This is a genomic window from Sinorhizobium sojae CCBAU 05684 (assembly GCF_002288525.1).
In the GTDB taxonomy this organism is placed as follows: domain Bacteria; phylum Pseudomonadota; class Alphaproteobacteria; order Rhizobiales; family Rhizobiaceae; genus Sinorhizobium; species Sinorhizobium sojae.
In genome coordinates, this window is record NZ_CP023067.1 from 2,454,150 (window position 1) to 2,467,083 (window position 12,934).

Consider the following 12,934-nt stretch of genomic DNA (forward strand, 5'->3'; position numbering starts at 1 on the left):
GGTCCTTCCCGCTATTCCTTGGAGACGTTCCAGACGAAGTTCGTATCGAAGCTCGGTCCGAGCTTGAGGCCTTTGACGTTGCTCCGCAGACCAGCGACCTCCGTCTGCTGGAAGATGATCACGAAGGGACTATCCTCGAGAACGGTCTTCTGCAGTTCCTTGTAGATTTCGGCACGCTTGGTGCTGTCGCGCTCAAGGAGCGCCTCCGCGGTCTTCTTACTCAATTCCGGAACGTCCCAAGCATTGCGCCAGGCAAGGGTCTTGTTCGTACCCTCGTCTGAATTGTCCGGATTGTTGGTGAAAGTATCGGCGTTTGAGTGCGGGTCAAAGTAATCCATGCCCCACTGACCGATATACATGTCGTGATTGCGGGCACGATATTTCGTGAGCGTCTGCTTGCCGTCGCCGGGAATGATTTCGAGCTTCACGCCGGCCTGGCCCAGCGTCTGCTGGAAGGATTCGGAAATGCCGGTTACCGGCTGGGTGTTGCGCACGTCCATGGTGACGGAGAAGCCGTCCGGATAGCCGGCCTTCGCCAGCAGTTCCTTGGCCTTGGCCACGTCGAGCTTGTAGGGGTTTTCGTCAAGCGCTCCGAGAACGCCCTTCGGCAGGAAGGTCTGGTGGATTTCACCGATTCCCTTGATCAAGGTCGCGCCGATCGCGTCATAGTCGACGAGATATTTGAAAGCCTCGCGCACCTCGGGTTTCGCGAGGTCTTCGTTCTTCTGATTGAGGCTGATGTAATAGACAGTGCCTTTCGCCGCACTGGTGGTCGAGAGATCCGCATTCTTCGAAACCGCCTCATAGTCGCCCGGTTCGAGATTGCGTGCGACATCGACATCGCCGGCTTCGAGCGCGAGGCGCTGGCCGGAGCTTTCCTTCATATGCCGGTAGATGACCCGGGCGAGCTTCGCCTGTTCGCCGTAAAAATTGTCGTTGCGCTCCAGCACGACGACCTCGTTGGCCCGCCATTCGCGCAGCTTGAACGGCCCGGATCCGGCGTAACCGGTCTTCAGCCATTCATTGCCGAAGTCGTTGTCGTATTTGTAGGCGTCGCTCGGCTCGACAGGCTTGGCATGTTCGAGCACGAGCTTCTTGTCGACCACCGAAGCAACGGTGGCGGTCAGGCAGTTCAGCACGAAGCTCGGCGCATAGGGCTGGTCGACCGTGAAACGAAGGTTTCGTCGTCGACAGCCTTGGCCTTTTCGGTGACGTTGTCGCCCGTCAGGCCGAACTGCGTGAGAATGAAGGCCGGGCTCTTGTCGAGCTTGACGACCCGCTCGAAGGAATAGGCGACATCCTCGGCGGTGATCGGATTGCCCGAAGCGAATTTCATGCCCGGCTTCAGCTTGAACGTATAGGTGAGGCCGTCGTCGGACACCTCCCAGCTTTCGGCGAGATCGCCGACCACCTTGCTCGTGTCGTTGAGATCGAGGCGGACGAGCAGGCTGTAGGTGTTGCTCGTCATCTCGGCGGTCGAAATCTCGAAGGCCTCACCCGGATCCATGGTGATGATGTCGTCGATCGCCCAGGCCTGGACGAGCGTGTCCTTCGGCGTCTCGGCGAATGCCGGCAGAGCCACGCCCATTGCGAGCGCAAGCGCGGCGGAGGCAGTCAGAAGTCGAAAACGTCCATAGAGCTTATGCATCATCTTGCGTTTCCCTCTTTTATGCCCTTGGCGGGCCCTTCTTCATGAATTCAGGCACCCTCGTGCCAGGCCTGTCCGAGAACTCTCAACCAGTTCTCCCGGCAGATCTTCTTGAGCTCGCGATCGCCATAGCCGGCGTCTCTCAGCGCGGCGACGAGCCGCTGATTGCCCGCCGCATCGCCGATTTCCGCCGGTATCGTCGCGCCGTCGAAATCCGAGCCGAGCGCGATGCAGTCGATGCCGAGGCGCTCGACCATGTAGTCGACATGGCGCACCATATCGGCAAGCGGCGTGGCGGCGTTTTCCTGTCCGTCCGGGCGAAGCATCGTCGTCGCATAATTGAGGCCGACGAGCCCCCGGCTTTCCCGGACCGCATCGAGCTGGCGGTCGGTGAGATTGCGGGCGACGGGTGTCAGTGCATGGGCATTGGAATGGCTGGCGACGAGCGGCTGGTCCGTGGTCTTCGCGACATCCCAGAAGCCTCTCTCGGTCATATGGGCGAGATCGACCAGGATGCCGAGGCGGTTGCAGGCGCGCACGAGTTCGAAGCCGGCCTCCGTCAGCCCGCCGCCCGTATCCGGCGACATCGGATAGGCGAAGGGCACGCCGTGGCCGAAGACGTTGTGGCGGCTCCACACCGGTCCGAGCGAGCGAAGCCCGGCCGCATGGAAGGTCTCGAGCGCCGCAAGATCCGGCCCGATCGCCTCGCAGCCTTCCATGTGGAGCACGGCTACGAAGACGCCGTCCTCGATCGCTGTGCGGATTGCGTCGGTCGAGCGGCAGAGTCGCCAGGCGCCGACCCGGTCGAGCCTGAAAGCGATATCGGCGATCTCGAGCGCAGTCGCGAGCGACGGCAGATGGTCGAGCGGCGCGGAGAGCGGCGTCGAATAATGGCCGTTGGCGTCCGGCACCTTCAGGACAAGATCGCCGGACGGGATGTAGATGGCGCAGAGGCCGCCGACGAGACCGCCCTCGCGGGCGCGCGGCGCATCGATATGGCCCTTTTCGGTTCCGTGCACAAACTCCGCCACCGGATCGCTGCCGCCGCGTGCGCGCTGCCAAAGCCGCAAGAGCACGTCGTTGTGGCCGTCGAATACCGCCTGCATTCGCAGAATTCCTCGTCATATCAGGGAGATCGGATGGATCATCCGCCATGCCGCGCCCATGGGTGGACCGGGCGATGCTATTGAAAGGCACCAGCCATTTCAATGAATTTCCAGGGGCCCTGTCCGTGGGCGCTGTAGCGAAATGTTGCATGAAAGCCGCAATCGATTGGCGAGCGCCTGTCGAACGGGACGCGCAGGACGATCGAAGAGGTGCCAGCCGAGCGGAAATCTGCCATGGCTTCCGCAAAAAGCCGGTGATCGCCGGTCATGATGACCGTCTGCCGCATGTCTCCTTCTGAAGGCACGGCGCTGAAGGACAGGCCGAGGGAAATCTGACGTGTCGTCGATCGCTGATCTCAACCTCACAATGCGGCTGGCGCGCGCCTTCATCTGCCTGGCGCTGATGCTTGGCACTGCCGGCTGCGGCGGCCGTCCGGTCGGTGTTCTCGTTCCCTCCGGTTCCGCCGACGGCGCTTCGAAGGTCGATCTCCTGGTTGCCACCACCCGCGCGCCCTCCGACGATCCCGGCATCCTTTTCACCGGCGAGCGTGCCCGGCAGTTGTCGCTGACGGAAATCGTCGTCTCGATACCTCCAGAGGAGAACCGGACGGTCGGCCAGGTGCAATGGCCGAAGAAGCTCCCGCCCGACCCGAGCCGCGATTTCTCGACCGTCAGCGTCAAGCCGATTGAAGCGGGCTCGCAAACGCAGGCCTGGCTCAAGGGGCATCTGCCCAGGAACCGACGGGTGCTGATCTTCGTCCACGGCTTCAACAATCGCTTCGAGGATGCGGTCTATCGCTACGCCCAGATCGTCCACGATTCCGGTGCCGAGGTTGCGCCGGTGATCTTCACCTGGCCGTCGCGCGCGAGCATCTTCGACTATAACTACGACAAGGAAAGCACCAACTACTCGCGCGATGCGCTTGAGGAGCTGCTGCAGCGAGCGTCCAAGGATCCCGCAGTCGCCGAGATCACGCTGATGGCCCATTCCATGGGATCGTGGCTCACCGTCGAGGCACTGCGGCAGATGGCGATCCGCGACCGCCGCGTCGCTCCGAAGATCACCGACGTGATCCTCGCCTCACCCGACCTCGACGTCGACGTCTTCTCCCAGCAGATGCAGGCGATGGGCAAGGATCGGCCGAAATTCACGCTTTTCGTCTCCCGCGACGACCGGGCGCTGACCGTCTCGCGGCGCATCGCCGGCAATATCGACCGGCTCGGCCAAATCGATCCCACGGTCGAACCCTATCGGAGCCAGCTTGAAAAGGCCGGTATCACGGTGCTCGACCTGACGGCGCTCAAGGGCGGGGATCAGCTCAACCACGGCAAGTTCGCCGAGAGCCCTGAAGTGGTGCAACTTCTCGGCAACCGCCTGATTGCCGGGCAGACGGTCACCGATTCGGATATCGGGCTTGGGGAGCGGGTGGGCGCCGTGGCGCTTGGAACCGCGCAAACCGTCGGCAGCGCAGCCAGCGTCGCCGTCTCGACCCCTATCATGATCTTCGACCCGCGCACCCGGCAAAACTACGACGACCAGCTGCGCCGCCTCGGCCAGTCGATGGAAAACACCGTCGGCTCCGCCGTCGCGCCGTAAGGCCGCTCACCATTCCGACGCACCCAGTCTCAATGGAAGGTCGATTTCGAGAAGAGATTGAGCACGAGAACCCCGGCAATGATGAGCGCCAGGCCGAGGATGGCGGCAAAGTCCAGCTTCTGCCCGAAGGTGAGATAGCCGACGAGCGAAATCAGCACGATGCCGAGGCCGCTCCAAAGCGCGTAGGCGATGCCGACCGGAATGTAGCGCAGCGTATAGGACAGAAAGAAGAAGGCGACGGCATAGCAGACGACCATGAGCAGGGTCGGCGCCAGCCGGGTGAAATGCTGTGCCGCTTGCATGGCCGAGGTGCCGAGCACTTCGAAGACGATGGCGATCACCAGGACGGTATAGAGCGTGGCGGGGTTCACGGGCGGCGCCTCCGGTGGGGTTGGAGCATGGGATTACAGCGACCTTTGAATTCGCGACTCACTGCAACGACAGCGCCTTCAGCCTCTCGAGCAGCTCGGCGCGCGTCGCCATGGCGAGCTCGTGGCTCTGCATCAGGTCGGCGAGCCAGACGCCGTCGGCGGCAAACCGGGCGATCAGGCAGTTCGGCGAGCCGTCGGTCTTCGCGAACTCGGCCGAATGCCGCGCCACCCAGTCTCGCCAGCGGGCCTTGAGCTGCGGTTCGGCAAGCAGCGCGATCGCCAGCACCTGCCAATCCTGTCGTTCCGCTTCTCCGTCGAGGGCGAAGCAGACGGCGAGATAGGCGCGAGTGAAACGTCCCCGTTCGATATCGTCTTCGGCCATCGCCGCCGCGATCGCCCGGTCGAAGCGGGCGACGAGTTCGTCGAACAGGCCGTCGAGCAGGGCCAGCTTGTTGGGAAAATGGTGCAACAGCCCGCCTTTGCTGACCCCGGCCGCCTGCGACACCCGATCGAGCGTCACCGCGGCGATGCCCTGCTCTAGCGACAGCCGCGCGGCAACCTCCAGCAATTGCTGGCGCACGCGCTCCGGCTGCTTCCTTCTCTGATAAGCGTTGGTCATGGCACATTAAACATACCGTCCAGACGGTTTGTCAAGAGCCACATTTCAATGCAGCCCCGCCGCGATGAAACGCCGCAAGCGGCGAGCAGGCATTGTCCGCGGATCGAGCCCGCTATACGACATCCGCCCGAAGGAAATGACGATGACGGAAACGACGACGCTTTACGAGGCGATCGGCGGCGACCCGACGGTGCGGGCGCTGACGCGGCGCTTCTACGATCTCATGGACAGCCTGCCGGAGGCGGCTCGCTGCCGCGCCGTGCATCCGCCGGACCTTTCGGGCAGCGAGGAAAAACTCTACGAGTACCTGACCGGCTGGCTCGGCGGCCCGCCGATCTATGTGGAGAAGCGCGGCCATCCGATGCTGCGCCGCCGCCATTTCATCGCCGATATCGGACCGGCCGAACGCGATGAATGGCTGCTCTGCTTCACCCGCGCCCTGGAGGAAACGGTCTCCCATCCGAAGCTCCGGGAAATCATCCTCGCGCCGATCACCCGGCTCGCCTTTCACATGCAGAACAAGGAATAGTGTCGAATGCCGAACGGGGCGCTGCGCTCGACCTTGCTTTTCGTCGCCGGACTGATGGGCCTCTTCGGCGTCGCCGCCGCTGCCGCCGCGTCGCATGGGACCGATCCGCGGCTCCTCGGCGGCGCATCCGCTATGTGCCTGGCCCATGCGCCGGCGCTCGTCGCGCTTTATGGCGGATGGACGCATTTTCGCACGGCCGCGCTTGCCGCCTTGCTGTTGGCAGCAGGGACGGCGCTCTTTGCCGGGGACCTGACGTTCCGGCATTTCGCCGGCCACGGCCTCTTTCCGATGTCGGCGCCGCTCGGCGGCTTGACGATGATGGCGGGGTGGCTGGCCGTGGCGCTCGGGGCGTTTCTGCCGCGTGGCTAGTCTTGCCTCGGGTGCATTTGGCGATGGTGCCTTCTGCCCCTCTGCCACGCTCACATATCACGCCCCCTCGACGACGGTATAGCCTTCGAATTTCGGCGGTCCGAGATACATGGCCCGGTTGTCGCCGGCGCTTCTATGCGCCGCCCGGAAGTTCTCCGATTTCGTCCAGGCGAGGAACGCATCCTTGCTTTCCCAGGTCGATTTGGAAATGAACGGCGTATAGCCCTCTTCCGGCACGCTCTCGCCGCGCAGCAGATGGAACTCGATGAAGCCGGCCATTTCGGCAAGGCTCGAATCGCGCCCCTTCCAGACGGCTTCGAAGGCCTCCTCCTGGCCGAGGGCGACACGGAAACGGTTCATCGCGAAATACATGGGCTACCTCTCAAGCGCCTTCTTGTCCGGAGCGGACGCCGCGTCCGCATGCGGGAACGGCAGGATAACGCCCTCGGACGAAGGCACAAGACCGTGCGGCGCCCTCCCCGGCTGCCGCGCCTGCCATGCCGGGAACTCCGCCACGTTCGGGTTGTCTTCCGACATCCGGGCGCGGCGCGTCAGCAATTCGTAGAGTTCCGGCACCAGACCGTCGCCCAACTGGGAGGCCAGTTTGTGTAGGCCGATCATCATCATCTGATCCGGACGCTCGTCATTCATCGTGAGTTCTCCACGCGCACGCGCGCCTCGCTCGACATCAATGTTGCTCGGGCTCAATCGTCGCCGCCGGTGAGGTTCTGGAGTGCCCGCTCCAGGCTCGATTTCGAGCCGTTGCGCAGCGGAACGAAGGCCTTGCCCCACTTCTTGCAGCCGGTCTTCACGCGAAGACACGCATCATGACTGATGCAGTCGATCGGGCAGAAGACACAGTCGACCGACGGCAGAACCCGGTCGATGCGCGAAACCGCCTCCCGTAAACCGCCGTCGTGGTGGATGAGTTCCGCCCCGAAGGAACTGGCGATCTCGCGCAGATGCGCCACCTGGCAGTCGCGGCCGCCGACATAGAGGAAGCTGCGGCCTTCGAGCGTCGCCCTGCCGCTACCGGTGCTCGCTTCACCTTTCGGCTTGCCCTTGCCGCTCTTGGCTGAATTCTCGCCTTGCTGCCGTTTGCCGCGCATCCAGTTCTCCGTCTTCTCTTGCGGGCGTTTTCTGCCGCCGACCGCACTCAGATATCCTCCGGCGCCCACAGCGTCCGGTTGTATGGTGGCGGCAACTTATTAAACTTGATTATTGGAGTAAAGTATAAACTTGAGCAATTCAGAAAAGTTAGAGTCCACGGCGGCAAGCCACGCCGCCTTCTCAGCGTTTGAATTCGAGCGGTATGGTGAAGACCCATTTGTCGCGTCCGGCGCCGGCCGGTATCGCCGGAAAGGGAGCTGCGCGACGCACGGCATCGAGCGCCGCCCCGTCGAGAAGCGCCGAACCGGCGCTCTTGGCTATGCGCACGCCGGCAAGCCCCCCACCGGAGGTGACGGTGAAACTCACATGCGCGACGCCGCGCAAGCCCTGACGCTTGGCCTCGGCGGGATAACGGAAGGCGCGGTTCAGCTTCCGCCGCACCTTGCCCGGGTAATTGGAAACGGCCGCGTTACCCGCCTGTCGCGTGCTACCCTTGGCGCCCGTGGCCTTGCTCGCGGCCGCGTTGTCCACGCCGTCCGCCTGACCTTTGACCTTCATCGCCTGGTTTCCGGCTTCACCCGCCCTCTTGCGCGCGATCTTCTTTCTCTTCACCGGCTCCCTCTTCGGTTCCGGCTTTTCGACCTTTTCCACTGTCTTCGGCGGCTCCGGCCTCGGCTGTGGAACGACGGTCTCGACCGGGGGGACACTTGCCACCACCGCGGGCTCCAGGACTTCGGCAATCGGCATCTGCTCGGCCGGGAGGATGACGTCCGATTCCGCGGGCGCCACCTCTGACGGCTGTTCGGAAACGACATCGGGCGCCGTCGACTCGACCTCATCAACCGTTTCTTGCACGGGCGGGATCTCCGTCGGCGTCAGTTCCTCCGGCGTCTCCTCCGTCGGCTCGATGGCATCGGACAGGTCGCCGGCCTGCACCGTCTCCTCGAACGCGTTGCCGAGCAGCGCAACCTCCATGCCAGCGCCCCCGGCCATCTGGACGTCGTCCTGGCCGGGCTCGAACAGCATCGCGCCGCCGGCATGCGCGAGCAGCGACAGGGCGATCGCCCCGGTCCATTTGATGATCTGCCTCATCCGAACCTGCCTTTCGTCGGCCTGCCACAGCCGGGCTTCGTCAGCCCTTGAGTTCAACCGCCGATTTGGAACCGGTCTTCAGACCCGTCATGCAGGCGCCCTTGTCGATGCCCTCGCCGACGCAAGCCGGCGCATCGTTGATGAGCAGGCTTTTGACCGCCTCGCATTTCGTGCCCGGAAGATCGAATTGCCGGACCTTCGTCTTTCCGGCAGGCAGGTCGCGAAAATCGAGTACGGCCATGCGCTCGACCAAACCCTTCTGATCGAAGAGCACGAATTCGAACGAAACCTTGGAAAGCGACTGCTCAAGGCCGTTATCGGCAACGAAGGTGAGCTTGCAGCCTCTCTCCGACGAAGCAATCTCGTTGAGCTCGATCGAGAGCCCGCCGGATCGAGCGTCCTGCGCGGCAACGGCTCCTGCCATGCCGAGAACCACGATTGCGGCCGGAAAGGCCGAACGGGAAAGATAGGCCATCGTTACATCCCTCGTCCGCGACCACGCCCGCCTGATCTCGCCGACGCGATCGGATAACTTGACTAAAACTTGTATTTCGTCCTTAAAAAAAATATGAGTAACGAAGTCAAGATAGCAAATGGAAGACGCGGGGGAATAAGAGGGTTTTGCCTTCGCCGACCAGATGGTGATGATGAAATGCGCGCATCCGCGCCCGGGACGTGCCGAGGGACGTACTCACCGAGGAGAATATGGAAACCGTGTTCGGCTGCCGGATGCAGGTGAGCGTCGCGCCGGCGCGCGATGTCCCCTTCGTACTGCCGCAGTTGGCGGCCTACTGAGCCGCGGTCAGCAGCAGCAAACCGCAACAACGCCAAGATTTATCGAAACAAATCTCTCCCTCATGCGTTGATCGGGCATGCCCGCGCGGCGCGGCCGGTTTCGCCGGCCCAGACGCGCGCGCAGTCGACCACGCGCCGGCCGCCTGCCGGCATTTTAGCGGAGGGAGCGAAAAATGGCGACTGGTCTCTTCTCAAGTTCGAGCACGAGGAAACACAACGGCGGATCCGGTGAAGCGCCGATCCAGGACCAACTCGACGAAATCCGCGACGATGTCGGAAAGCTCGTGGCCTTGCTGGCCGATCGCGGCCTCGCCGCCTCCAAGGACGCGAGGGCGAAGGCGCGAGGCGCCCGTGCCAGTGCCGAAGCCGATCTGGAGGACCTCCTGGCAAGCGGAGAACAGATGCTCTCCGAGCTGCGCAGCCGCTATGCGGATACAGAAAGACAGCTCCGCACGGTGGTGCGTGAACACCCGGTCGCAACGCTTGGCACGGCCGCGGTTATCGGACTGATTATGGCTGCTCTATTGCGCAGGTAACCAGACGGTTACACTATCCGGCAGAAATCGCGAAAGGCGTCTGGAAGCCGGTTAAAATGGCCGGAACGGAGGACCTTTCTGGCCCTCATTGCGAAGAGGAGCAAATTCACATGGGGACACTGGGAGCTGTCTTGTCCGCCCTGCTCGCAGCCGATCTGAGTTCTACCGCCGCACGTTACAAGCGCAACGCGATCCTGTGGGCGATCATCGCCGTTCTGCTCGGCAGCACCTATGTCTTCGTTCTGGTAGCCATCACCCTGGCGCTTGCCGAGCGCTATTCGCCGGTCTTCGCCGCGGCAATGGTCGCGGCCGTGCTCTTTGCGACCGCCCTGATCCTCTTCCTGGTGCTGGCCATTCTTCACGCCCGCGACCGCCGGCTGGCCGAGGAACGTCGACGCCGCGCTCTGCTCCAGGCAAATATGGGGCTGATCGCCGTCACAAGTGTCGTGCGGAGCCAGCCTTTGCTCGCGCTGGCCGCCGCGATCTCAGTCGGCACCCTTCTCGGCCTGCGCACGGGCCGGCGGCGCCGAAAGCCCGAGCGCTAGCGCATCGGCCCGAAATATACAGCGCCGCGCGTCTTTTCAGACGCGCAAAAGGTCGCTGGAACGCTTTGAATCTGCGCATCGAACTAAGGACGCGCAGCGCTGTAAAGCGGCAGATGTATCAGCGCCGTGACGCCGGCCGACATGTATTCGACCTTTACCGAGCTGCCGATGATCTTGTCCAGGCTGCGCTCAATCAGAAGCGAGCCGAAGCCGCGCCGTCGCGGCTCCTGGACAGGCGGCCCGCCGACTTCCGTCCAGGTCAGATGCAGGACGGCACTGCCCTCCTCGACGACGCTGCGCGCGGTGAGAACGATCTTGCCTTTCGGCACCGAAAGCGCGCCGTACTTCACCGCATTGGTCGCCAGCTCGTGCAGAACCAGACCGAGGCCTACGGCCTGATCAGGTCCGAGGAGGATCTCGTCCTTGTGCAGCTCGACCTGTTCCGCATAGTCGCTGACATAGGGCCGCAACTGCTTCGAGATCAATTCCGAAAGGCGGATCGTGCCCCATTCATGGTCCGACAGCAGCCCATGCGCTTCGGAGATTGCCTGCAGCCTGCCGGCAAAGGCCATCATGAACTCGGCCGGGTCGCTGGTCTGGCGCAGCGTCTGACGGGCCAGCGATTGCAGCATCGCAAGCGTATTCTTTACCCGGTGGTTCAGTTCTTTGAGCAGGAGCCGGGTCCGCTGGACGGCCTCCTGTTGCTCGGAGACATCGATGGACATGCCGAGAAATGTAAGCGGCACACCCTTGCCGTCGCGGTCGTGCACGCGGCCGCGGCCGAGCAACCAGCGTCCGCTCGACCGGATCCGAAACATGCCGTCATATTCCTCGTCTGCGGCCATCGCCTTGCGAAGCTTCGAGAAGGTTGCGGCGCGGTCATCCGGATGTATGGAGGAAAAGACCGCCTTGGCCCTGAGCGAGCGCTCTGGCGGCAGTCCAAACATGCGCGTCATGGCGCCATCGCCCGCAACCGTCCCCGCACGAATGTCCCATAGCCAGCTGCCGACATTCGCGGCTTGGAGCGCCATGGCGAGCCGCTGCTCCTGACGCAGAAGTGCCGCTTCCTTGAGCGAACGCGTGTGCGCCTCTTCCTTGATCTTGAACAGCACGGCCGCGATTTCGGCAATCCGCCGCAATTCCTCGAGCTGTTTTGCCGGGACGTCGCTGTGGGCTACAACATCGAGGACGCAGACGGTCCCAATGGCCTGCCCGTCGAGTACGATCGGAACGCCCGCATAGAACCGCAGCGAGGGCGCTTCGGCAACCTTGCGCCAGTGGCGGAAAACCGGATGCCTCGAGGCATCGTGCACGAGGAAAACCTCGCGCCCTCCCTGCGCAATCGTGTGCGCACAGAACGACTCCTCCACGCGCATACGCGTTTCCGGGGTTCCGACGGCGGCCTTGAACCATTGCCAATCCTGCCCAACGAGCGTGACGTGAGCGATCGGCGCCCCGAAGATCCCGGCTGCCAGCCTTGCCAGCGCGTCGAAGTCGCTGTCCGGCTGGGCCATGTCGGGCGCGGCGGCATGCAAGACGGCGAGTCGATCTTGCGAGCCGAGCACTCGAGCAAGCGTCGGAAGCATCGCGGTTACCTCATTCACTCAATCCGAGCTCCCATTGGCGTCAGCTCTTCGAGTTTGAGCTCCCATGAGGACAGGAGAATGCAGATTTCCGTCCGCCCCGGCAAGCCTTGCCTCAACCATATCGCGGCAGGACAAAGGCCGGCGTCGAGCGACCGTCAAATCGCGTGGGTGTCACGAAACGAAGGCACGGGACGTTATGGGAGCTGAAGTCTCATCCGGCCCGTAGTCGTTCTCACCCTGGACCTGAAGGATGTCCTGCAGGCGCTGGCGGGCGCGGTTAACGCGGCTCTTGATCGTGCCGAGGGCACAGCCGCAGATCGTCGCTGCCTCCTCGTAGGAAAACCCGGAAGCCCCGACAAGGATGATCGCTTCCCGCTGATCCGGCGGCAATTGGTCGAGCGCCCGCCGGAAATCCTGCAGGTCGAGAGAGCCATATTGTTCCGGATGATGTGCGAGCGTCTCGGTCAAATGACCGTCGCTGTCCTGAACCTCGCGGCCACGCTTGCGCATCTGACTATAGAGCTCGTTGCGCAGGATGGTGAAGAGCCAGGCCTTCATGTTGGTGCCGATCTGGAAATGGTCCTGCTTGGCCCAGGCTTTCATGATCGTGTCCTGGACGAGATCGTCGGCCCGATCGTGGCGTCCGATCAATGACATGGCGAAAGCCCGCAAGCTCGGCAGGGCAGCAAGCATCTCGCGCTTGAACTCTTCATTCTCCGATGGCATCCAGCGCCTACTCCTTGCCTCGCCGCACCGTTGTTTGTTCGGCGGCATCCAGCCTCTCCAGAAGTTCAAGAAAGCGTGTCGGTATCGCCTCCTCCTGGACGGACTGATAGAGCGCCTTCAGCTTCGTCGCGATTTGCGCATTCGGATCTTCGGCCTTCGGGTTCGCCCCCACTGGCCTCCCTGCCCCTGAAGTATATCTCATCTTGTAACTGTCGCCTTTGAAAGATTGCATGCGCACTTTCGCCGCACGTTCATCGCCGAGAAAAATGCCTGCTCATTAACGCCGCGAAAAAATGAAAGGTTCC

The 12,934-nt window shown here is 63.0% G+C and carries 17 protein-coding genes and 2 pseudogenes; 6 read left to right on the forward strand and 13 right to left on the reverse strand.

Annotation, left to right across the window (positions count from 1 at the left end; all coding sequences use genetic code 11):
- Nucleotides 1-11: 11 nt before the first annotated feature.
- From SJ05684_RS12025 to SJ05684_RS12035, 3 genes and pseudogenes are all read right to left on the reverse strand, one after another.
- Nucleotides 12-1,651: pseudogene (locus SJ05684_RS12025) on the reverse strand (ABC transporter substrate-binding protein).
- Between the two features lie 47 nt (nucleotides 1,652-1,698).
- On the reverse strand, nucleotides 1,699-2,754 hold the full coding sequence (locus SJ05684_RS12030) for a dipeptidase (RefSeq protein ID WP_034856608.1): 1,056 nt from the start codon (nucleotides 2,752-2,754) through the stop codon (nucleotides 1,699-1,701).
- 77 nt (nucleotides 2,755-2,831) lie between these two features.
- Nucleotides 2,832-3,041, reverse strand: coding sequence for a hypothetical protein (locus tag SJ05684_RS12035; protein WP_034856606.1), 210 nt, complete (start codon nucleotides 3,039-3,041; stop codon nucleotides 2,832-2,834).
- 80 nt (nucleotides 3,042-3,121) lie between these two features.
- On the opposite strand from SJ05684_RS12035, the gene SJ05684_RS12040 reads away from it, so the two are divergent.
- Nucleotides 3,122-4,351 carry an alpha/beta hydrolase gene (locus SJ05684_RS12040; RefSeq protein WP_034856663.1) on the forward strand — a complete coding sequence of 410 codons (1,230 nt, stop codon included), beginning with the start codon at nucleotides 3,122-3,124 and terminating at the stop codon, nucleotides 4,349-4,351.
- 29 nt (nucleotides 4,352-4,380) lie between these two features.
- On the opposite strand, the gene SJ05684_RS12045 is transcribed toward SJ05684_RS12040, so the two are convergent.
- Nucleotides 4,381-4,653, reverse strand: a complete 273-nt coding sequence (locus SJ05684_RS12045; RefSeq protein ID WP_374193091.1) for an SMR family transporter — start codon at nucleotides 4,651-4,653, stop codon at nucleotides 4,381-4,383.
- A gap of 127 nt (nucleotides 4,654-4,780) precedes the next feature.
- Nucleotides 4,781-5,341 carry a TetR/AcrR family transcriptional regulator gene (locus SJ05684_RS12050; RefSeq protein WP_034856602.1) on the reverse strand — a complete coding sequence of 187 codons (561 nt, stop codon included), beginning with the start codon at nucleotides 5,339-5,341 and terminating at the stop codon, nucleotides 4,781-4,783.
- A 136-nt stretch (nucleotides 5,342-5,477) separates the two neighbouring features.
- Here SJ05684_RS12050 and SJ05684_RS12055 point away from each other — a divergent pair, with 136 nt between their 5' ends.
- Nucleotides 5,478-5,870, forward strand: coding sequence for a globin domain-containing protein (locus SJ05684_RS12055; protein WP_095694300.1), 393 nt, complete (start codon nucleotides 5,478-5,480; stop codon nucleotides 5,868-5,870).
- A 6-nt stretch (nucleotides 5,871-5,876) separates the two neighbouring features.
- On the forward strand, nucleotides 5,877-6,239 hold the full coding sequence (locus tag SJ05684_RS12060; protein WP_034856573.1) for a DUF423 domain-containing protein: 363 nt from the start codon (nucleotides 5,877-5,879) through the stop codon (nucleotides 6,237-6,239).
- Between the two features lie 57 nt (nucleotides 6,240-6,296).
- Here the strand turns inward: SJ05684_RS12060 and hmuQ are convergent, their stop codons facing one another.
- From hmuQ to SJ05684_RS12085, 5 genes are all read right to left on the reverse strand, one after another.
- Nucleotides 6,297-6,611 carry a heme-degrading protein HmuQ gene (gene hmuQ, locus SJ05684_RS12065; protein ID WP_034856571.1) on the reverse strand — a complete coding sequence of 105 codons (315 nt, stop codon included), beginning with the start codon at nucleotides 6,609-6,611 and terminating at the stop codon, nucleotides 6,297-6,299.
- A 3-nt stretch (nucleotides 6,612-6,614) separates the two neighbouring features.
- The gene (locus SJ05684_RS12070; protein ID WP_034856569.1) at nucleotides 6,615-6,890 is read right to left on the reverse strand and encodes a hypothetical protein; all 276 of its coding nucleotides are present in this window, start codon (nucleotides 6,888-6,890) and stop codon (nucleotides 6,615-6,617) included.
- 53 nt (nucleotides 6,891-6,943) lie between these two features.
- Nucleotides 6,944-7,348: a DUF2325 domain-containing protein gene (locus tag SJ05684_RS12075; protein ID WP_034856567.1), complete on the reverse strand. Its 405-nt coding sequence runs from the start codon at nucleotides 7,346-7,348 to the stop codon at nucleotides 6,944-6,946.
- Nucleotides 7,349-7,529: 181 nt separating this feature from the next.
- Nucleotides 7,530-8,441 carry a TonB family protein gene (locus SJ05684_RS12080; protein ID WP_034856565.1) on the reverse strand — a complete coding sequence of 304 codons (912 nt, stop codon included), beginning with the start codon at nucleotides 8,439-8,441 and terminating at the stop codon, nucleotides 7,530-7,532.
- Nucleotides 8,442-8,481: 40 nt separating this feature from the next.
- Entirely contained in the window at nucleotides 8,482-8,916 is a 435-nt protein-coding gene (locus SJ05684_RS12085) for a hypothetical protein (protein ID WP_034856563.1), read from the reverse strand.
- Nucleotides 8,917-9,067: 151 nt separating this feature from the next.
- On the opposite strand from SJ05684_RS12085, the pseudogene SJ05684_RS12090 reads away from it, so the two are divergent.
- From SJ05684_RS12090 to SJ05684_RS12100, 3 genes and pseudogenes are all read left to right on the forward strand, one after another.
- Nucleotides 9,068-9,236 (forward strand): annotated as a pseudogene (locus tag SJ05684_RS12090) (heme ABC transporter ATP-binding protein); the annotation flags it as partial.
- A 173-nt stretch (nucleotides 9,237-9,409) separates the two neighbouring features.
- Nucleotides 9,410-9,772: a DUF883 family protein gene (locus tag SJ05684_RS12095; protein WP_034856561.1), complete on the forward strand. Its 363-nt coding sequence runs from the start codon at nucleotides 9,410-9,412 to the stop codon at nucleotides 9,770-9,772.
- A gap of 110 nt (nucleotides 9,773-9,882) precedes the next feature.
- The gene (locus SJ05684_RS12100; protein WP_034856559.1) at nucleotides 9,883-10,317 is read left to right on the forward strand and encodes a hypothetical protein; all 435 of its coding nucleotides are present in this window, start codon (nucleotides 9,883-9,885) and stop codon (nucleotides 10,315-10,317) included.
- Nucleotides 10,318-10,400: 83 nt separating this feature from the next.
- Here SJ05684_RS12100 and SJ05684_RS12105 read toward each other — a convergent pair whose 3' ends face one another.
- The 3 genes from SJ05684_RS12105 to SJ05684_RS12115 form a co-directional block, all read right to left on the reverse strand.
- Nucleotides 10,401-11,921, reverse strand: coding sequence for a sensor histidine kinase (locus tag SJ05684_RS12105; RefSeq protein ID WP_034856557.1), 1,521 nt, complete (start codon nucleotides 11,919-11,921; stop codon nucleotides 10,401-10,403).
- A 153-nt stretch (nucleotides 11,922-12,074) separates the two neighbouring features.
- Nucleotides 12,075-12,629, reverse strand: a complete 555-nt coding sequence (locus tag SJ05684_RS12110; RefSeq protein ID WP_034856555.1) for an RNA polymerase sigma factor — start codon at nucleotides 12,627-12,629, stop codon at nucleotides 12,075-12,077.
- 7 nt (nucleotides 12,630-12,636) lie between these two features.
- On the reverse strand, nucleotides 12,637-12,831 hold the full coding sequence (locus tag SJ05684_RS12115) for a NepR family anti-sigma factor (protein ID WP_034856587.1): 195 nt from the start codon (nucleotides 12,829-12,831) through the stop codon (nucleotides 12,637-12,639).
- Nucleotides 12,832-12,934 lie beyond the last annotated feature (103 nt).